Source organism: Hahella sp. NBU794 (assembly GCF_050749805.1).
GTDB lineage: Bacteria > Pseudomonadota > Gammaproteobacteria > Pseudomonadales > Oleiphilaceae > Hahella.
The window spans coordinates 1237100-1255693 of record NZ_CP192738.1 but is presented as its reverse complement, the minus strand read 5'-3'; the positions used below and the strand labels follow the sequence as shown (position 1 = coordinate 1255693).

At 47.3% G+C, this 18594-nt stretch carries 22 protein-coding genes and 6 tRNA genes; 23 read left to right on the top strand and 5 right to left on the bottom strand.

Going from position 1 to position 18594, the window contains the following annotated elements; all coding sequences use genetic code 11:
• Positions 1-146: 146 nt before the first annotated feature.
• A complete protein-coding gene (gene rtcR, locus ACQYWX_RS05630) occupies positions 147-1781 on the bottom strand; it encodes an RNA repair transcriptional activator RtcR (RefSeq protein WP_431688167.1) in 1635 nt (544 codons plus the stop codon).
• A gap of 982 nt (positions 1782-2763) precedes the next feature.
• Between rtcR and ACQYWX_RS05625 the strand changes: the two genes are divergently transcribed.
• The 4 genes from ACQYWX_RS05625 (at position 2764) to ACQYWX_RS05610 (ending at position 5419) form a co-directional block, all read left to right on the top strand.
• Entirely contained in the window at positions 2764-2988 is a 225-nt protein-coding gene (locus ACQYWX_RS05625; protein WP_431688166.1) for a DUF433 domain-containing protein, read from the top strand.
• 144 nt (positions 2989-3132) lie between these two features.
• On the top strand, positions 3133-3546 hold the full coding sequence (locus ACQYWX_RS05620) for a hypothetical protein (protein WP_431688165.1): 414 nt from the start codon (positions 3133-3135) through the stop codon (positions 3544-3546).
• Between the two features lie 407 nt (positions 3547-3953).
• Positions 3954-4406, top strand: coding sequence for a hypothetical protein (locus tag ACQYWX_RS05615; RefSeq protein WP_431688164.1), 453 nt, complete (start codon positions 3954-3956; stop codon positions 4404-4406).
• Positions 4403-5419: a serine/threonine-protein kinase gene (locus tag ACQYWX_RS05610; protein WP_431688163.1), complete on the top strand. Its 1017-nt coding sequence runs from the start codon at positions 4403-4405 to the stop codon at positions 5417-5419. The genes ACQYWX_RS05615 and ACQYWX_RS05610 overlap by 4 nt, the downstream gene beginning before the upstream one ends.
• A 518-nt stretch (positions 5420-5937) precedes the next feature.
• On the opposite strand, the gene ACQYWX_RS05605 is transcribed toward ACQYWX_RS05610, so the two are convergent.
• A protein-coding gene (locus ACQYWX_RS05605; RefSeq protein ID WP_431685671.1) for an IS3 family transposase occupies positions 5938-7097 on the bottom strand; the annotation gives its coding sequence in 2 pieces (ribosomal slippage) (positions 5938-6833 and positions 6833-7097; 1161 coding nt in all).
• A gap of 179 nt (positions 7098-7276) precedes the next feature.
• Here ACQYWX_RS05605 and ACQYWX_RS05600 point away from each other — a divergent pair.
• The 17 genes from ACQYWX_RS05600 (at position 7277) to ACQYWX_RS05520 (ending at position 13851) form a co-directional block, all read left to right on the top strand.
• Positions 7277-7603, top strand: a complete 327-nt coding sequence (locus ACQYWX_RS05600; protein WP_431688162.1) for a DUF440 family protein — start codon at positions 7277-7279, stop codon at positions 7601-7603.
• A gap of 422 nt (positions 7604-8025) precedes the next feature.
• Positions 8026-8439 carry a hypothetical protein gene (locus tag ACQYWX_RS05595; RefSeq protein ID WP_431688161.1) on the top strand — a complete coding sequence of 138 codons (414 nt, stop codon included), beginning with the start codon at positions 8026-8028 and terminating at the stop codon, positions 8437-8439.
• 111 nt (positions 8440-8550) lie between these two features.
• Positions 8551-8937: a hypothetical protein gene (locus ACQYWX_RS05590; protein WP_431688160.1), complete on the top strand. Its 387-nt coding sequence runs from the start codon at positions 8551-8553 to the stop codon at positions 8935-8937.
• Positions 8938-9007: 70 nt separating this feature from the next.
• Positions 9008-9280: a hypothetical protein gene (locus ACQYWX_RS05585; RefSeq protein ID WP_431688159.1), complete on the top strand. Its 273-nt coding sequence runs from the start codon at positions 9008-9010 to the stop codon at positions 9278-9280.
• Between the two features lie 73 nt (positions 9281-9353).
• Entirely contained in the window at positions 9354-9641 is a 288-nt protein-coding gene (locus ACQYWX_RS05580; RefSeq protein WP_431688158.1) for a hypothetical protein, read from the top strand.
• Positions 9642-10162: 521 nt separating this feature from the next.
• On the top strand, positions 10163-10318 hold the full coding sequence (locus tag ACQYWX_RS05575; protein WP_431688157.1) for a hypothetical protein: 156 nt from the start codon (positions 10163-10165) through the stop codon (positions 10316-10318).
• A 194-nt stretch (positions 10319-10512) separates the two neighbouring features.
• A tRNA-Ser gene (locus ACQYWX_RS05570) sits at positions 10513-10600 on the top strand.
• A 27-nt stretch (positions 10601-10627) separates the two neighbouring features.
• A tRNA-Ser gene (locus ACQYWX_RS05565) sits at positions 10628-10714 on the top strand.
• A 28-nt stretch (positions 10715-10742) separates the two neighbouring features.
• Positions 10743-10817 (top strand) — tRNA-Asp (locus tag ACQYWX_RS05560).
• Positions 10818-10837: 20 nt separating this feature from the next.
• Entirely contained in the window at positions 10838-11056 is a 219-nt protein-coding gene (locus ACQYWX_RS05555) for a hypothetical protein (protein ID WP_216735199.1), read from the top strand.
• Between the two features lie 8 nt (positions 11057-11064).
• Positions 11065-11151, top strand: a tRNA-Leu gene (locus ACQYWX_RS05550).
• A 46-nt stretch (positions 11152-11197) separates the two neighbouring features.
• Positions 11198-11270 (top strand) — tRNA-Trp (locus ACQYWX_RS05545).
• Positions 11271-11419: 149 nt separating this feature from the next.
• A tRNA-Gln gene (locus ACQYWX_RS05540) sits at positions 11420-11494 on the top strand.
• A gap of 60 nt (positions 11495-11554) precedes the next feature.
• Positions 11555-12115 (top strand): HNH endonuclease, encoded by a 561-nt coding sequence (locus tag ACQYWX_RS05535; protein ID WP_011399230.1) that lies wholly within the window; start codon positions 11555-11557, stop codon positions 12113-12115.
• Between the two features lie 282 nt (positions 12116-12397).
• Complete coding sequence (locus tag ACQYWX_RS05530) at positions 12398-12919, top strand: hypothetical protein (RefSeq protein WP_431688156.1); 522 nt, start codon at positions 12398-12400, stop codon at positions 12917-12919.
• A 160-nt stretch (positions 12920-13079) separates the two neighbouring features.
• Positions 13080-13478, top strand: a complete 399-nt coding sequence (locus tag ACQYWX_RS05525) for an ankyrin repeat domain-containing protein (protein ID WP_431688155.1) — start codon at positions 13080-13082, stop codon at positions 13476-13478.
• Positions 13471-13851: a hypothetical protein gene (locus ACQYWX_RS05520; protein ID WP_431688154.1), complete on the top strand. Its 381-nt coding sequence runs from the start codon at positions 13471-13473 to the stop codon at positions 13849-13851. Before ACQYWX_RS05525 ends, ACQYWX_RS05520 begins: the two co-directional genes overlap by 8 nt.
• 166 nt (positions 13852-14017) lie before the next feature.
• Here the strand turns inward: ACQYWX_RS05520 and ACQYWX_RS05515 are convergent, their stop codons facing one another.
• Together ACQYWX_RS05515 and ACQYWX_RS05510 are read right to left on the bottom strand one after the other, a co-directional pair.
• A complete protein-coding gene (locus tag ACQYWX_RS05515) occupies positions 14018-14518 on the bottom strand; it encodes a hypothetical protein (protein ID WP_431688153.1) in 501 nt (166 codons plus the stop codon).
• A 70-nt stretch (positions 14519-14588) separates the two neighbouring features.
• A complete protein-coding gene (locus ACQYWX_RS05510; protein WP_431688152.1) occupies positions 14589-15143 on the bottom strand; it encodes a hypothetical protein in 555 nt (184 codons plus the stop codon).
• Between the two features lie 176 nt (positions 15144-15319).
• On the opposite strand from ACQYWX_RS05510, the gene ACQYWX_RS05505 reads away from it, so the two are divergent.
• Positions 15320-15814 (top strand): hypothetical protein, encoded by a 495-nt coding sequence (locus ACQYWX_RS05505; protein WP_431688151.1) that lies wholly within the window; start codon positions 15320-15322, stop codon positions 15812-15814.
• A gap of 7 nt (positions 15815-15821) precedes the next feature.
• Here ACQYWX_RS05505 and ACQYWX_RS05500 read toward each other — a convergent pair whose 3' ends face one another.
• On the bottom strand, positions 15822-16472 hold the full coding sequence (locus ACQYWX_RS05500; RefSeq protein ID WP_431688150.1) for a TetR/AcrR family transcriptional regulator: 651 nt from the start codon (positions 16470-16472) through the stop codon (positions 15822-15824).
• Between the two features lie 164 nt (positions 16473-16636).
• On the opposite strand from ACQYWX_RS05500, the gene ACQYWX_RS05495 reads away from it, so the two are divergent.
• Entirely contained in the window at positions 16637-18154 is a 1518-nt protein-coding gene (locus tag ACQYWX_RS05495) for a 2OG-Fe(II) oxygenase (RefSeq protein ID WP_431688149.1), read from the top strand.
• The last annotated feature ends 440 nt before the right edge of the window (positions 18155-18594 follow it).

The following is an 18594-nucleotide window of genomic DNA, read 5'->3' as shown; positions in this document are numbered from 1 at the left end:
AGAAAACTCCTTTTCTTGTTATAGCGCCCCCTGGATCGCTCACCGGCTCTCCCCTTGGCGATGTTCCGCTTTCCCCTCGCAACCTCTTACGCGCTCAGGCCGGAATTAACCAGTTATACTCCCGCCGCCGTTAAATGTACACGACGCTACCTGGCGTTTTTTATCTGGTCGAAATGCAGGCCATATTTGTCCAGTATCGCCGCCACGCGCTGACTGTCATTCAAGCGACGCTTCTTCAGACGCGAGGCCGCAAACAAGCGTCGCCCCGCCTCTGCAGCCGAACTGCTGTCCCGGCAGGCGCGCACCACGGCTTCCAATTGCACCTGATCCAGATGGTCCATTTCCTCCATCTGTTCCGGCGACAGCAGATTCTCCAGCAGGCCAGATTCTGCCTGTTGAGTTGCGGAGCGCAGCTCCATTCCCCAGAGATATCCTAAACGCTCCATCTCAGCCTCCACCAGGGCCACATCAATCTCTCCGGCCTCCGCCAAGGTCGCCATACGCGTGACGCTGGCGTTGAGGTCGCGAAAGTTACCCTTCCACAATGCGCTGGGAGAACAGGCGAACTTAAGGTAGCGTTTGCGACTTTCCTGACTGAAGCGCACGCGAATGCCGTTTTCACGCTCAAAGCGTTGCAGCTCGTAGTCCAGATTAGGCTCGATATCTTCATGCCGATCCGCCAGCCCCGGCAAACGATATGTCCACAGGTTGATGCGCGAGAACAAATCCTCCCGGAAACGCCCATCAATAACATCCTGGCGTAGATCTCTGTTAGTACCCGCGATGAGTTGAAAATCGCTGTTTTCTTCTTTGTCCGCTCCCAATGGGAAAAAGCGCTTATCTTCTATGGCGCGCAACAACATCGCCTGTTCATCCAGAGGCAGTTCACCAATTTCGTCCAGAAACAATACGCCGCCATCAGCCTCTTTCAATAAACCGTCCCGTTTTTCAACCGCGCCCGTAAAGGCGCCTTTGCGATGCCCAAACAACGCAGACATAGCGTTATCCCCACGCAAGGTGGCGCAGTTGACCTCCACAAAAGCGCCTTTCACATCCTGACGCTTGCGCTTCAGTTCGTAGATACGAGAACCCAATCTGGACTTACCGGCTCCGGTCGGTCCTGTAATTAATATGGGTGCGCGGGTGCGAATCGCCACGGTCTCAATCTGCTTTATCAACTGATTGAAATCCGCATTACGGGTGTTGATACCGGACTTCAAATAATCGGTGTCGCGCTTACGCGATTGGCTGAATATTTCCGCCACGGAACGCGGCGCATTATCCAGATCGATCACTTCCACCTTGCTGCCGCCCTCATGGTCGCGACTCGGCGCGGTTTGCAGCAACTTGCCGGGAAAATAGCGGGCGCCCACAGATAAAAAGATAGAGATCTGCTGGATGTGGGAACCGGTGGTGATATGAAAGAAGTACTCCTCCTTCTCCGTATCAAAGGGGTAGCCGTCAATAAACTGATACAGTTTGGGAAACACCTGATGCAAATCCCAGGGCGCATCGAAATCCAGTTGCTGCAGATCCACCTGAAGTTTGGGCGCCACGTCGCCAATATCGGCGATCACTTCGTCCGCCAGTTCGCGATCCTGGGGGTTATACAGCAACACTAAGCGATCGACAGGAAACGCCTCTGGATGTTGCGCAATGGACACGGTAGGCCGCCAACGCTGCCAGCGCTTTTCATATTTCCCCCTGCGACGGGACACGGCATCCATAGTGGAGCCTAAAAAGCCAAATACCACTTTATATTTACGTTTCTTGATCGCCACTCCGCTCTACCCACTCCGCCACAGACTTAATTGTGAGAATTTTAGATGAAAACTTCTTTTTTTCGAATATTTGATTCAAAAATAAGAAAACTCTCTTTTCTTAATGCGACTCATCGCCATTACTACAGATTTCCCGCACACACATCTCAGGCCCCGGAAAACATGGCGATCTCAGATTTCTCTCACAGAAAATAAAAAGTTGGCACGACTAGTGCTAATATACGGGCAACTTAAACTTAACGACTCCATTGCGGATAACGACATGTTTTTCATGATTAAGCACTTCAATCAACAACCAGGACAGATACTGAGCCAGCCAATAAGTAACGGCTTAGTGGCCTGCCTGCGCCATAACGATTGGTATTGCGATTATTCCAGCGACTGGAGCAAATCAAACGATCTCGGCGAATCAAAGGCGAACCACACCCTTCGATGACGTAATCACGTCCGGAGGGAAGCAAACGCCCTCCGGACACTCTCCCCTCACAGGGAACGAGAACCCGGCGGGCGAAAGCTCACCGGGTTTTTTTATGTGTTTTTTTCGAGCAGCGCGGTAAAAACGTCGCGTGACGAAAGAGAGCACATAACAAAGAACGGTTACTTGGAGCGACAGTGAAAACACACCAGGCTCCAACATTTTTGTACTGCGTTTTTTGTATTAAGCGCCTGCAATTGAGACTATTAATCAGGCAGACAAATAGCTTCCTTCTATTTGTCTGCAACGACGAGCCTGCACACGTCAGGCCCTGTCTCCCGCGGCTAGGCGCCGCGCAAGCGCATCCATGCGCCTGATGATTAACATGCCAATATCATTGCCACATTAATAATACACAGCCAGACTTTTGAGCCGTCGGACTCTTTAAGGTGTAGAGTTCTCTCGGTTCGGCCGGAAGCATTAAACCTCTTCGTAACCGCTACACTGGATAATAGCCACCAGCTTCCTTCAAATTTATTATGAGCTCGTAAGAAAAAGGAGGGAGATATGTCCAAAGAGTACCTGCACTACATTGAAACAAACCCTGACGTAATGGTTGGCAAGCCTTGCATTAAAGGGACGCGGATAACGGTTGAAGCCATTCTGGAAATGCTTGCTTGCGGCATGAGTCATTCTGAAATTATTTCTGATTTCCCCTCCCTTAACGAAGCAAAAATCAGAGCGGCGCTTATGTATGCAGCACATCATATTGCAAGAGGGAGCCTTGCATAACGCCTTCTGCGCGGCCAGTTCGGTTTCCCGGAACCGGGGACCATCGTAGAGGTCGCGTTCGCTTACGGCCTGCCGGATCAGCCCTTTATCCGCACGGTATTGGGACAGGGCCTAGGCGCGCCAGGCACCCAGCCGAGTGACCCGGTGTGGCAGCAATCCGAAACGGTGCGCCGGCGCGTGGACGCCCAGGATAATCAAGAGCGTTACCAGGACAGCCTGACCGAGATCAACGAACACAGCGCGGAGCATATCGGCGGCGTGAAGACCGTGGAGGCTCTAGGCGCGTTAAAGCTGCTGAGCGGAGGCCATGCCAACCTGGCGGCGGATAACCTGAACCTGACCACCGCCACAGATCTTAACCAAGCGGTCGTCTTGGATCGCCAAGCGTCGATCCAAGGCGACGACCAAACCACCGTGGGCGGCTCGCGCTTCATGGCGATCAGCGGCAGCGACGCGCAGACCAACGCCAACAAAATCATTAACGTTCAGGGCTACCATACGGACATCGCCAGCGCGGCCAGGAAGATCCAAACGCAAATCATCGAAGCGCCGCCGTGACCATCCAAGCGCCAGCTATCGCCATAGGCGGCGGGGGCGTGGACGTGTTGCAAGTGAATGCGGACCTAATCGGTGTGGTTCAGGAGTTGGCGGCTACAACGGCGAGCCACACCCACGGAGGAGGAGGAAGCGGAACGCGGTCAAGCAGTGGGAGCCATAGTAGTCAGGCGAGCCACGCTGGCGCATTGAAAGGGCAGATTAGAGGGGTAATGCCATAGGCTCAAATATTAGCCGATCACCCAAAGCAGATATTGGTGTGTGTGCTATCTTTTTAGACAGTGTTGAGCAGTAAAAGACTGCTCCCAACCCTTAGCGAACATTAAAAGTTAGGAGTAATAAAAGTGCTTCAATATTACTTATATTATTAAAACGAAAAATATTTGTAGTTATTAAAAAGGAAGGAAATCATGAATAGTATTGGGTTTAACTTTACAACAAATGATTTCAGGTATTGTGTTCTTGAAAAGGATGGGGATACAGTTATGTTTGTCGAAAAAGATAAAATAATCTACCCCAAAGCTCTAGATAATGTATCAACAGCTGGCTGGCTTGAAACACAGATATGCCTGCTCCTTGATAAGCATTCACCTGAGTCAGTAGGCTACAAGCTACCATTGACACTAAGCTCCACAAAACCAATTCAAAATTCCATTTTTCCTCTTGGCATTTTGAATTTGTGCTGCCATAAGAGAAATATATCAACAAACCATTTTACTAAGCAAGGTATAAACGCAACCAAGTTTGGTCTCACGAAAAAAGACGACATTTATAAATATGTAGATGATCATATTGGCAAGCACCCGCCTTATTGGGATGTGACGACTAAAGATGCAGCATTGATAGCATGGTTTCTGTTGTGAAAATTCCTGACAAAATAAGGAAATTCAACATAATCGAATTCTTAGGTAACGGTAACTTTGGCATTGTGTTCGAAGCATATGATCCGCTACTCAAGGCAGATAGAGCTATTAAACTAATACAAGTACCTGAGCCAGATAAATTTGTAGAAGCTGTAAAAGAAGCTCAAACACTTGAGGGATGCAGACACAAGCACATTGTTGATGTAAAAGAAGTCGATGTGTGTGCCTATGAGGGAGTTCCTTGTGTTTACATCGCAATGGAGTATTTGGCAAAGGGTTCAATTCAAAAGCATTTAGATAGTCGCTTTATTTCAATACAAGAATCACTAAAGATTGTGTCTGAAGCTCTTTTGGGCTTAGAGCACGCTCATAATAATAATGTGCTTCATAGAGATATTAAGCCTGGGAATATCTTGCTTGGGGATAACGGCGAGGCAAAACTTTCTGACTTTGGCCTCGCACTTGATTACCATATTGACCCATCTGACACAATGGGGTATCGACCTCATCAACCACTGGAGGTTATAGATGGCAACCCAATGGATAGATTAAGTGATATATACGCTATGGGAATGACACTTTTTCGACTCGTCAACAATCTACCTAATATTGAATTTAAATTTACCTCTATAGATGAATGGCGAGCAGCAGTAAAGAAGAATAAATATCCTGAGAGAGATTATCTTCCGCATATCCCACGAAAAGTAAAGACCATAATCAACAAATCAATTAACAACGACCCTGCTAAGCGATACCAGAGCGCTAGTGAGTTCCGACAATCATTGGAAAGAGTTATAGTTCCAATAGATTGGTCGCCACTTGATGAAAATACATGGGTAGGCATTGGACAAAATAGGGATAAATATGAGATCAGGAAAGAAAGTAAAAGGAATGGGTGGGCTATCGACTATAAAAAAAACGGGAGGAGAATAACGGATCACTGCTTAAAAGAGTTATCTGGTGATATAGTAAAAACAGAATTCTTCAAAATTATTTGTGCTTGCCATGCATAACAAGCGGATCGTATCGCAAATATTGGCGTGGACTCAACGTCTGCTTTTGTCCGAAAGCAGTCTATTGCTATTTAATATTAACTAAAAAGCCAACTCTTCTCCTTGGCGTCTGCTTTCGAGCATACATTGTGCCCTTTTCTAACTGCGCAGGTCCCAAATTTTCATTCGCCCAAGAATCATGCAGTCATCTCACTACAGTCCACAAGCTGTAGTGGTACGAAAACTCACTCCTCCCCACGCCTGCGCGATTTGAGTAAATGCCAAGTTTCTAAAATTGGGGTTAGGCCCTACGCCCAAAGGGGGCAGGTAATTTTTTATGTTTGCCTATATATAAATACAGTTTATTTCTCACATGGCTGGAAAGTCGCACGCTTTTTCATAGCGAATGGCTCGGTTTTCTGATGATGCCTTCCTAAAAAGTGCCTTGATTCAATAACTTTCGAGCCATACAGTTGTGATAACGAGCCCCCCTAAAAAGGGTATATGCGCACGCACGGTTGGTAGTTTGACTGTTCTGGTCAAATCCCACCGGACACTTTCTTTAGAGAGTTTTCATAATTAACCGGCGACATATCATTGTTCGCCGTATGCAGTCTTTCGAGGTTGTAATACCTCATGTAGGCTGCGACATCCTGCTTCATGTGTTCCCGGGTGGGCTGGGGGATTTTTAATATCCAGTCATGCTTAAGGCTACCAAAAAAGCGTTCAACCACCGCATTGTCCCAACAGGCTCCTACATCGCCCATACTTGCCCTGATTTCATACTTTTCCAGCAGTTTTCGATAATGTCCGCTGGTGTACTGAGAGCCCCGGTCACTATGGAATACCAGGCCCTTGGGCGGCTTCCGCAAATTGTAGGCCTTGATCAGCGCCTGGCTGACCAGGCTCGTTGTCATGCGCTTATCGATGCGCCACCCGACGATCCTTCGGGAATATAAATCCATGACAATGGCCAGATATATCCAGCCTTCTCCTGTTTTCAGATAGGTCACGTCGCCAGCCCAAACCTGATTGGGCGCGGTAGGATTAAAATTCTGATTCAACAAGTTATCCGCCACCGCATGATGGTGTTTGCGCCTTGTAGTGGCTTTGTAAGCAACGCGTTGCGTGACCTGAAGACCAAGCCGCCTCATGAGCTTGCGAACCCGGTAGCGTCCCACCTGAAAGCCTTCTTCGCGTAGCTTCTTCATCATCTCTCGACTGCCCAGACTGCTTCGAGAAGCGTTAAACAGTCGCTTCATTCGCCGATGCAGATGCAGCTCATCAAACCGGATCACCGGCGCGGAGCGCCGTCGCCAGGCATAGAATGCTGATCGACTTGCACGCAGAGCCCGGCAAAGCACTTTCACAGGGAAGCGATTCGACTCTGCCTGAATGAAGGCGAACTTTATTTCATTTCTTTCGCGAAGAAGGCCGAAGCCTTTTTTAGAATTTCCTTTTCCATGCGCAGCTCTTTGTTTTCTTTGCGAAGCCGTTTTAACTCGGCGCGCTCGTCTTCAGCCAGAACCTGATTTTCAAGTTGAGCTTCAATCTTTTCCTTCCACTTGTAGAGCATATTGGCGCTAATGCCGAGGGATTTAGCCGCTTCTGGGACGGAATAACCTTGGTCGCGCACCAAGGAAACGGCCTCTTCTTTAAACTCTTTTGTATACTGCTTATACGACTTTTTCTGACTCATGCTGACACCTTAATCGTTGACGGGTATTGTCTCTTATTAATGTGTCCGGGACTATTAGACCACTACAGACTTTCTGGGGTTTTACACTGGAATCAGTGGGCTCGAGGAACTATCTTCAAAATATTGGAATGGAAAAACGCGCATGCGCGATATATAAATGTTATGTGTAAGTAGAAGATATGAATAAGAAGAATAGATGGGGTATTCCCAAAATCACTAATGTGGCTCATGAAAAATTCTATGGGCTTGTTGGCGAGCATCTCTCGGAAAGTGATATTGAAAAATGGAATAATGAGTCAGGTGCAAGGGGGTTCGTTGCTCACAATGCCCCAGATAGTTCATGGGAGTCTGTCGTCGGGTTTGTTCCTGACGCTGTTTTTTATTCCCAAGTTACTATTGGCTTAGCAGTTGATCCTGGTGAGCAACCCGAAATTTTTGCAAAAGTGCTAATTTGTCGTGAAAAAAGTCATGAATTTACATATTTTGTGTGGCGGCCAAACACATAACAAGGCCATGAACGATCGGCCCGTTATGGCGGCGTTAAGTGTCTTAGAAAATGAGCAACCGAACTTGGGCTTGCATTGAGTGCAAGCAAAAATACAGAAGAGATCAGAATTCAGAGAAAGCAGTCAAGTGCGCAATATGCGGCAATGTCTGCGAACAAGTTCATTGGAAAATTAGGGTTCCATCTCCAAAGAAAGATAGAGAATGGAAAAAGTTTTGGTCTATGTATCTAAAAGAAAAAGAACAACTTGATAAGTTCTACAATAATCAGCTAGTTGAAGAGGTGATATTAGATATACACAATATGCGGTTAGTACCAAGGCTCAAAAAATGACACTTAACAAGTTTAGGCATGCTCGCCTTTCGGCTGGACCTTCGCTGCTACGCAGCTCGGCCCATGCTAAAGGCGTAATGTTTTCGAATTATGCAGACCATAAATGTAGATGAAGTCCTAGACAGAGGACTAGAAGACCAAAGCACACTCAAAGAAAATGAGCTGCTTGTATACTCCATCGCTTACTTAGAGTCCGTCGCTGATATGGAAGGCTGGGATCATTTCTTTATCTATTCAATGACTTTATATTCTTCTCTGTGCAAATTGCTTAAACTAGCAGGCGATTTTTCTTCATTCAAAGTAATCGAGAATTATAAAGGTCACTTCCAGTCATTGGGTGTGGCTTTTGAAGCAAAAGCGATAGATTCATTCCTTACCAATGCCCCAGACAAATATTATTCTTCTTGCCCAGATTGGCGAGAGGAGTTTAGCAGCCTTAGTGAGCAACGGTGGGGGTTAATATCAGAGTACTTCCAAAGTATCGGGGTACAATTAAAAACATAACAAGGCGCTCAAGCAAGGACAAATTTTCCGTGGCCGATTTTTTTGCTTTAACGCTACGCTAGCACAAAAACTTCCACTCCAAATTTGCCGCTTATCTTGGCGTTATGAACAATGGGAACTAAAAATGTAGGTTCATCAGTGAAAAATCTTTGGGATGATATTGCCAACCTAGGTTTGGAGTTTGAAAGCGATAGCTTCGATGGAGGGCGAATTGTTCGAAAGCCGCCCGGTTTAGGTGGTCATACAATTGAAAATTATCCAGATGATGACTGTGATTGTATGCCTTTACTTATATCGCAAATAGGTGCAAGCATCAGATTGGTGAGTTTGCCTTATCCATGCAGCGTCGGAGGCATTATAGATAATGATATTCCACAGGGCTTAGACACAATTGTTTCCAGTGAAGCTCAGTGTATCGAGCAGATTAAAGAGTATTTTTTTGGCCATACGTCCCCTTTGGGCAAAGTAAAAGCGTATATAGAAGAGCGGGATGCATAGCAAACAAGTCAACCTGACAGATTCGCTTTAGATTACTTAATTAATATGTATTTATAAGTTAAGGAATTCCATGGATAGAAATCTTATTAAGTGCAACTCTATCGAATATCGAAAAGGCTATATCGAAGTTCTAGCGGGTATTCATGATGAATGTGTAAATCTAGAAGTATGGAATATACACCCCGAAGTTGATATTACGTCGTTTGATCTAGGTGATGAATCTCTTCCTGAAGGTGCGGTAACCTCTAATACAGAAATCGAACTTAGCCTTGAAAATGCTGAGTTACTAATTAGCCAGCTAACTCAGGCTGTAAATAAAGTCCGTGCCAAAAACAATACATAATAAGTTGGTGAAGTACACTCCGGTGGCTATCGCCAACTACGCAGGACAGCCAAAGTGTTAGGTATTAATCAGCATGCATAGCCAACAGATTCAAGAATTGATTGATGCTGTAAGGAAAGAGTTTGGAGAAATTCATTACTTTGGATCATCCAAAGAAGAGAGACACGGAGTTGGATTCACGATTTCCGATGTCAAAGCTACGTTTTCTATCTCTACATTGGGTGGTGACCTAAAGAACAGTTACGATATTCAGGTAGAAGGTATACCCGCTGGTGAGTATATTTTTACTAATGAAGTTTCACTGGATGAATTTTTGAATCTCGTGAAGATATTTAGAGGTCCTGAGAGTGAGTGGCCATGAATACACCTAAAAAGTCAAACCAGCAAGGGCCCTTCGGGCCAGGACGCGCTTACGCCTCCCCTATTCAGTCACAAAGCCTGATTAAATACCCTCCTTGTCCAGCAGCTTTAATACTTTGAAATAATCTATGGAAATAAGGCTTTCGATGAAAGCGTCATAGCAAACAATTTTATATAAGAAATGACGATTTATTGGGCTAAGGTCGAATCTGCACGGTATCAAGTACTGCGGGTGTTTAATTTCCTTCACGCATAACCCAGCTCGTTTTACTCGCGATGCAAATCTAGCTTTTCTATTTCAACCTGTTGGATCTTTTGAGAAATAGACGACTTCGAAAATACGAATAATTATTCGATTTTTCGAATTGACGACGCCACCAATCCTAACCACCTTCTTTTGTGGCGGATCAGAAGAAGCGTAATTTCCCTTTAAAAACAACGGAATTAAAAAGTTGGCACGCGTAGTGCATATGTACACCTAGCGAGATAAACAACTCTATTGCAGATACAGCGAAGCATTTCATGATCAAGCATTTCAGTGAACAGTCGGGACACAAGCTTAGCCAGCCTATGCAGGGCAGCTTCGTGGACAACCTGCTGCTTAGTAGCTGGCAATGCGATTATTTACGCAGCTGGATCGCAATCAACAGCAAACCAAAAGGCAAAGCCTCCCCCTAGTGACTTAGTCACGTTCAGAGGGAAGCCAAAACCTCTGGACCCCTCCCCTTATCAAGGAATAGGAATCCAGCGGGTTAGCGCTCACTGGTTTTTTGATGCGTTTTATCTGTGGACACAATGTGGACACTTTGGCTTTTTTAATCCTTTTTAAAGCGGCCAATATAATACTTAACTTATTGTTATTATTGATTTTAGGTAGGCTGGCCGAATGGTAAGGCAGCGAGTTGCTAACTCGTCGAACCCGAAGGGGTTCTGCAGGTTCGAGTCCTGCGCCTACCGCCACCTTTTAGACAGAGGAAGTCGTAAAACGGAGAGTTGCCAGAACGGTAATGGAGCAGTCTTGAAAACTGTGGCTTGGAGACAGGCATGGGGGTTCGAATCCCTCACTCTCCGCCAGATATTTTGACGATGAAAAAACGAACACGGCCTGTTGGTCCAATGGCGAAGACGCCGGGTTGTCTCCCCGGAAACAAGAGTTCAATTCTCTTACAGGCCGCCATTTATAGCGAGGTAACAAGCATGTACAGCAATCAATTGGCGGAAGGTTTCGCCGCTAATCAGGCGGCTTACCTCAAACAGAGATTGGATCGCCGCCTGGGCCATGACAGGACTCAAATCCGGGTCGATCAAAATGATCTGATCGTGATTCTGGAAAGAAGCGACTTGATCCGCATCGCCGCCGGAGATCTCCCCACACGCATCGGGGAGTTACGAGTGAAGGCCAAGCTGACAGGTTAGAGAATTACGCGTTCGTGTTGGAACAGGTAGACAGACCTGGCTTAGAACCAGGCGCCGTAATCGGCATGCGAGTTCGAGTCTCGCCGAACGCACCACATTTACTAGCGATTTAAAAAGCACTTATCGCTTAAAACGTATTACAGCCCGGTAGCTTAACTGGCAGAGCAGCGGCTTCCAAACCCGCCAGGTGATGGTTCGAATCCGTCCCGGGTTGTCACTTTGATTAACGAAATAGACCAGAAAAGAGGAAAAGGTCATGGAAAACGAGTTCGACGAACGGGTCGTCGTCCCCAGCAACAACTAGAAACTGTCATTCTTCCTAGCGATGCAGCCCCAAGGATGACCTCAATTTACCCTCACCCCTGCCCCGTAGCTTAATTGGTAAAGCACCGGACTTTGACTCCGGGAACCCTGGTTCGAATCCAGGCGGGGCGGCCAATTTCAACCAGATAAACCTTAAAAAATCAGAACATGTAGACAGATAGAAGAGATGTAGTCATGAGCACCCCTCGCATACTTAGATTAGACAAAACCGGCCAACCCATGCAGTGGATGAGCCAGGAAGAAGCGGCCACGCTAATCTGCAACGACCGTGTACTCTGGAGCGCCGGCGATAACGTCATTGTTTTGCGAGGCGGAACAGGACGTGACGGACAGCGGTCCACCCTCGAAATTCCAACCATCATCGCTTCCGAAGGACGCGATAAACACGTGATGGAAACGCCACCGCTGACCAACAAGTACTTGTTCCGAAGGGATGACAGCACCTGCATGTACTGTGGATTGACGTTCCCTTATGAACTGCTCAGTCGGGATCACATTATGCCTGTGTCCCGGGGCGGTAGGGATATCTGGAAAAACGTCGTTTGCGCCTGCATCCGGTGCAACAACTTCAAAAGAGACCGCACCCCAGAGGAAGCAGGCATGCCTCTATTAGCGGTGCCATTCGTACCCAGCCGGTACGAATACCTGTATCTGGCCAACAGAAACATTCTGGGAGACCAGATGGAGTTTCTACGCAAAGGCTTCAGCCGCCACCTGTTGGCGAGAATAGCCTGAACCACCTCACCCTTAGCGGCCTTCGGGTCGCTTTTTTTCACCCAGATAGAAGCATCAGCAGCAATAAATAAACAAGCCAGAAGGGAAGAAAGACGCCAGGCGGTGTATAGTCTCTATATGCTTATTATTGCAAAAAAATGCACTCGAACATTTATTTCATGAGTGAGTCAACTCAAATTTCCACGTCTTTTATACTGAAGCCAGCGGACTGGAAGACGTATCGTCTAAGCTCAGAAACGGAAGTTCATCCGTGCAATATCTATAGGTCTACGTAAATCCAGAATGAAGAAATCACTCATATTCCCAGTTTTTTTAACACTTGCATCATGCTCAACACCACCAGACTTGGATGCCATACAAGCGAGATTCGAGACTGACACAATCCCTTATGAAAAGCTAACGGCGATGGTTACCGAAGATTTTCAAGGAGAGCATTGCTTTAGTGTCGGAATAGATATTATCGGAGGCTATAGGGAGTATTCTGGTGAGTGGAGTCATTCGCAGAATCATGAGAGTAAGTTGAGCCTTTCTCAGGCTTTAAAAGACATAGGTATTCCTGAGAATAAATATAAGTCATATTTAGCGCTATTCAAAACCACACAAACCGAGCGCGTTACTTTTTGCCCACCATCCAAATACTACATTATGGCCCATCGCTCGGGCCTGGGTATTTCTGGATGCCTATTAGATATTGTGAAAGGCGTCACTCCTCCGGCTGCATATGGTAAGCGGAACAACGGAGAGGACTTCATGGAGATTAGAATGCTAAAAAATGGATGGTGGCTGGAGTATAAATGCAGCTAAATCTGAATAACGAATTACTGAACGGTTGCACATACTCCTGCGTTCGTTTTACTCCAGTGAATAATGTGTCAGAAGCATTTATTTATGGCTTCTAACAAGGCTAAACAACATGGTTCGCGGCAACGCTGCGAGTTTCTTTTGGTGATATTAGGCATACAGGATGAATAAATCGGTCAGAGCGCTTCTGGATCAAGTAGAAGGCATAGCTGATTTTGCTGGCGTCAAAATCAGCGATATAAACGACACAAATACTTTGGGTGATAATGCCCTTCATTGCGTCTGTGTGTGGGGAGACTTAGAAGCAGCCAAATTGCTAGTTGAAAATGGGATAGACATAGAGCAAAAAGGCGAAGGAGGATTTACGCCTCTCAAAGTAGCAGAAGATTTTGGTCACAAGGAAATTGTAAATTATCTTATTTCTATGGGCGCTGACGCAGAAGCATTAAATGCAGAGTTTGAATTTGATCCAGAAGCAAACTCTAGGCATTTAAAGAGATTAGAGGAACGCATAGAAGAGCTGCATAAAATGACACAGCCGGGGCGTAGTAGAAATGTCTAGAGAATGTTCAAAACTGTGCGTCAGCAAAGCCATCGGATTAATTATCCTTTTACTCGTAGCCTCAGCAAGCGCATTCATCCTTCTTTCAAAAACAGGTGAAAATGACTTTGATATTGTGTGTTCATCATTTAAAGAGTTGTCTAAAGAAGGTAACGTGGATGCCTTATCACATGATGAAAAAGTGGCTTATATCACCCAGAAATTGGATCACAAGCTTACCAAAGACGACAACGCGTACGCAGCATGGATGGCTACTTCTTTTGCTTATGAAGGTCAGAGATATATGCTTTTTAAAATGGCCGCAGATAGCACAGGCTATGAAAGCTGGAGTTGCGATGAGATGCGCGACCTGATTGAGCCTTATTCAGAGTAATACTTTTTATAACCATTCGATGAATTATCTGTGGGAAAGCGAAGATCTGAATGGAAAAGACGGTATACTGCCCCCACTGATCAAGCAGCTAAGAAATCATCGTAAGGCTTAAGGTAGACAGGCTCCAGGCGTCCCTGATTTTCAATTATGCTTACCACAAGCCCAGTCATTGATATAACCTCTTGTAAAACCCTTCTTTCCACTGTGCGCCAAATGCTTTTTTTAAACTTTTCTCTAAAATCGCTTCTATTCCCTCCAAGCCCAGTAATTGGTTGATGAGCACTAACCATTCTTTGTCAGCAGATTCTATATGTTCCATTACCTCATCTGTACCAGCGCTTCTGGTCTCAAAGATCATAGCCATAACCTGCAATGAAATATTCTCGTAGTCTTGCGATATCCGTCGGCTAAGCGCTTCCTCAGAATAGTCTCCCACGATGGAAACCCCGCCCTCAGCCCATGAACCGAGAAGCTTTCTTGTAAAATTTGAGCAACCGAGAAGGTACTCATTAAATTTAGCGGTTTTAGTTTGAAAAACTAAAAGTGTTATCCCAGCCTGGACAAAATCACTCATTAAAATACTGGGAAACTTACTACTGGCAGGCAGCTCAAAGGGGCTGATCCATTGGCGTTTGATGTGATTTGCAATAATGAACTCTTCAGCCACAACTTATTCCTAAATAGCTAGCAGACTAAAATTCGCAGACTAAAAACAAAGAACCCTAAAAAATTTCCATTTAGCTCTGCGGAGCCAAGGTCGCAGTCAACGCCGCTATTTGCTGTTGCAGCATTTGCAGGCGATTGTTCAGTCTCGACACTTCGTTTTCGTTTGGCGTGGTTCCAGCGAGCAGTTGCGCCAGACTCTGATCAATGCGGCGCTGTTCCTTGCGCAGTTCATCAATGCGATCGAGGATTAATCTCTGCGAGCTGTATGATTTCAGCCTCTCGTCCCGCTCTTGCAGGGCCGCTTTATGTTGACGGAGCATGTCTTCCAGAGCTTTATTCTGCGATCGTAATTCCGCCACTTCAGAGTGCAGGTTGGAGTTCTCCGAATTAGCGCTTAACAGCATGTTGCGCTCCACCAATGTCATCGCATACTTGCGTTCCAGCTCCCGGTAAATCTCCGCGTTGGTCACTTCCGAAATACGGTTTTGTAGCTGAAGCTCCAGCTCCGCATTCTTAAGCTGTAGAGGATGTATCGTCAGGTGCAGGTTGGCGGCGTACACCAATGCGCCACATGCGGCGGCCAGAGCGAGAGTCAGGGTGAAGGACTGCTTTCCATGCTCGAGCATAGCGTCTCCTTTGAGAATAAAAATAGAACCCACGACGGCCATACTGCGAGTCGACGTAGATTACTCCAAGTGCATCCCGCAACCAAGCTAATCGCCATCATTACAGGCAAAACGACTAAACACACATCAGGAGAGGTTACATTGCGCATCTGAGTATGCGAGACCATACTTTTTTTATGAATGAAAACGCCGCGAGATTAGTATCCGAGCACAACCTGAACGCCTTCAGAGACAGCTTTGCGCGCTGCTTTTGCGATGTGGGTAGCGATGTGCGCTTTGTCGATGATTTCTATGTACGCCTCAAAGCCTCTGACGCCGACGTCAGCGCCATATTCAATCGCCGCCCCATAGAACGACAGGTGCATGCCGTTCGCTCAGCAGTTTACGCCCTGGAGGAATACGCCACCAACGGGCGGCCTGATGATACATTGAGATTGATTGAAGCATCGCATAACCATCAAACGATGGGACTGACGCCCTCTATGTACGAATTATGGTTGAGCTGTTTGCTGGAAACTGTCCTTCGCCATGACCATGCCTACAGCGATGAAGTGAGACAGGCCTGGGAGCTGACTCTGAGGCCGGGCATTGATTATCTCAAGCAGACACTCGTCGCTGAAATCCAGATCGCAGAAGATATAGAAGAAGGGAAAACCAACGCGCCCAAATAGTGGAGCCTCAACGAGTATCGCTCTTTCTTCTCCGCCCCGGCGGCGCGGGTTTAGCGCCGGAAAGTTCTCCGCCGCATGCTTTGACGATAGTCTCCATCACCATCTCCGCCGCAAAATTCTTGGGCATGGAATCCGGGTTAGTCACCGCCAGTTGATAAGCGCCTTCCATCGTCGCAAGAACCATCGCCGCCAGCTTACGAATCTCCTCCGCCGCCAAACGATCTCCTGCGATATTCCACAATAGTTGCGCCAACTCTTTCATTTGCATAGCGATGGCTTCGCAATACAACTCCCTGACGTCATCCACCCGCACCGCCTCGGCGCCAATCAACACCCAGGCTTTCACCGCCTCTGGATCAGCGCCCTTCCCTAGCGCCAACCTTGCGTCGACAAACGCCCGCAATTGCTGCTCAGGCGATTGCGCGTCGACACTCAGTCTACGGTAGCGGGTTTCGCCAATGCTAACGACATACTCGACCAGCGCCAATAAAATTTCCCGCTTGGCTTTGAAATGATAGTGAATCAATCCCGGCGTCAGACCCGCCTCCGCAGCGATCGCCTGGATTGTCGCGCCGTCGTAGCCCTTTTTCGTCATCACACGCAACAGTGCGTTCACTATTTGCATGCGACGCTCTTCGGTATTGGACTTTCTCCCCATCGCTGCCGTTCCCCAAATTTAGCCCCGAAAATATTTTGGTCATTTAACCAAATTTCTATTGCCGTCGCGACAGTTTGCTTTTAATCTATTTTTGGTTGGTTGACCAACTTATACAAAATGCAATTCACTGCGACATTTCGGTATCGATGGAGGAGAACGGGCTTATGAAAAGCGTCAGTCGTTTTAACACCTCTCAACACACGTCAGTCGGCGTCCAACGCATCGATTTAGCGCCGGAATTGAAGAAAGAATGTTTCGTTCTGCGTGGCGTTTTTTCCGAGGTTATTTGTGAGCAACTATTGGCGGACGCCCTTGCCCGTGGATTCAGCGCTGCGGACGCAAAGTATCCCCCCAGCTACCGCAATAACGACAGGCAGGTGGTTGATGATCCTATGCTGGCGCAGCGTTTGTTTGAGTTCTGCCGCAAGTTCCTGCCTCAGAATCTGTCTGACGCAGCGAGCAACCCTGCGTGGGGTCTACGCTCACTGAATCCTCGTCTGCGCCTTTGCCGCTATAGCGCCGGGCAAAGTTTCTTTCCCCATCAGGACGGGGTTTATGCCTGTCCTGACGGCTCGGAATCAAAACTGACCTTTCTGCTCTGTCTCAATGATGCTGCAGAGTTCAGCGGCGGCGACACCCTGTTTTTCAAAGATGCTTCCGCGACGGAAATAAGCGCTCGATTTACGCCCCGTCGCGGCGACCTGATCGTGTTTGACCACAGCCTCTGGCACAGCGGCGACACCGTCCTGAGCGGAGAAAAATACATTCTGCGCAGCGACCTGATCTATCAACCGTCACGCTCGATCAGCGCGATCCCTGCACTATTGAATCCACATACTCTGCATGCCCACAACGGTTATATCTGGAAGATAGCGACGCTTTCAGGCGGACGTTTCGCCACGGCGTCACGGGATAAAACCATCCGCATATGGGGTCCACAGAAGCAATTGCTGCAGACACTGTCCCAACACGCAAACTCCGTCCTGGATTTATGTTCAAACGCCAAAGATGATCTTTTCTCCGTCTCTCGAGATGGGACCATCAGTAAATGGGAACAGCGTGAAACGGGCTATTTTCACGTCAGGAAAATTAACACCTTTTGCCCGACGCCATTGCATGTTTCAGTCTTGGACGAGAACCGAATCGTCACCACGGGTTCAGACAGCGCTATTCGTCTCTGGGATCATGATCTGACGCTCCAGGGGACGCTGACGGGACGTCCGGGCTGGGTATGGGATCTCGCCTCATTGGGACAAGAAAAGGCCGTCAGCGGCGGAGAAGACGGCTCGTTGTGCTTCTGGCGAACGGATACGCGCGAGCGCTACTTTCACCTATCCCCCAATGCAGGCCCGATTCGTTGCCTGGCCTTGTACGGCGCGGCTCACAGCGTCTTCGCCGGGACTGGAACCGGTCATATATTACACATCGATTTATTACCGGAACCTTATGTGAAGAACGTCTGGAAAGCTCATAACGGCATCGTAAGAAGCCTGTTTGCCGGAGCAGGAAATCAGCTTATAAGCGCGGGAGAAGACTGCCGAATCAAACGCTGGAGCCTGACGGGAACTGTACTCAGTGAGGACGTCAGCCACGAAAATTTTGTCACCTCGCTATGCCCTTATGGTGAGCAAAGATTCTTATCCGCCTCTTATGACGGACGTGTGATATTTCATTCACTTTGATCAACGACAAAAGCGACTCAGCATGGCTCGCCCGCCATAAAATGAAAGCGTTATCTCCGCCCAGCCCCCTTGTGCGACGCGCCTCACAGAAATTTTCGCCTAAGCCATCTACACTAATTTCCCCCCTCTCAAAAACCAAGTCTCCAGCAATTTCTCTAGTCCTTTTTTGTCGCCTATCACCTCTTTTGTTATAGCCATATCAACCTATTTTTCTGCCCAGGTCTTTTCGGGTTAAATGGCGATGCTCGCAAGCTATTGAATTAATTAGGTTTTATCAATTTTTTGGCGTCAGCTTTTTTTACGACGCCAGCAAACTGCAAATGCAATTGAACCTCGTCAATAACTTGACGCGCGAAACGACACTACCACAACTTCAGCAAGCGCCTCCGACCTCTAACAGAAGGATCGTACAGCAGTTCCTGCGGTTCATTTCTCCCATT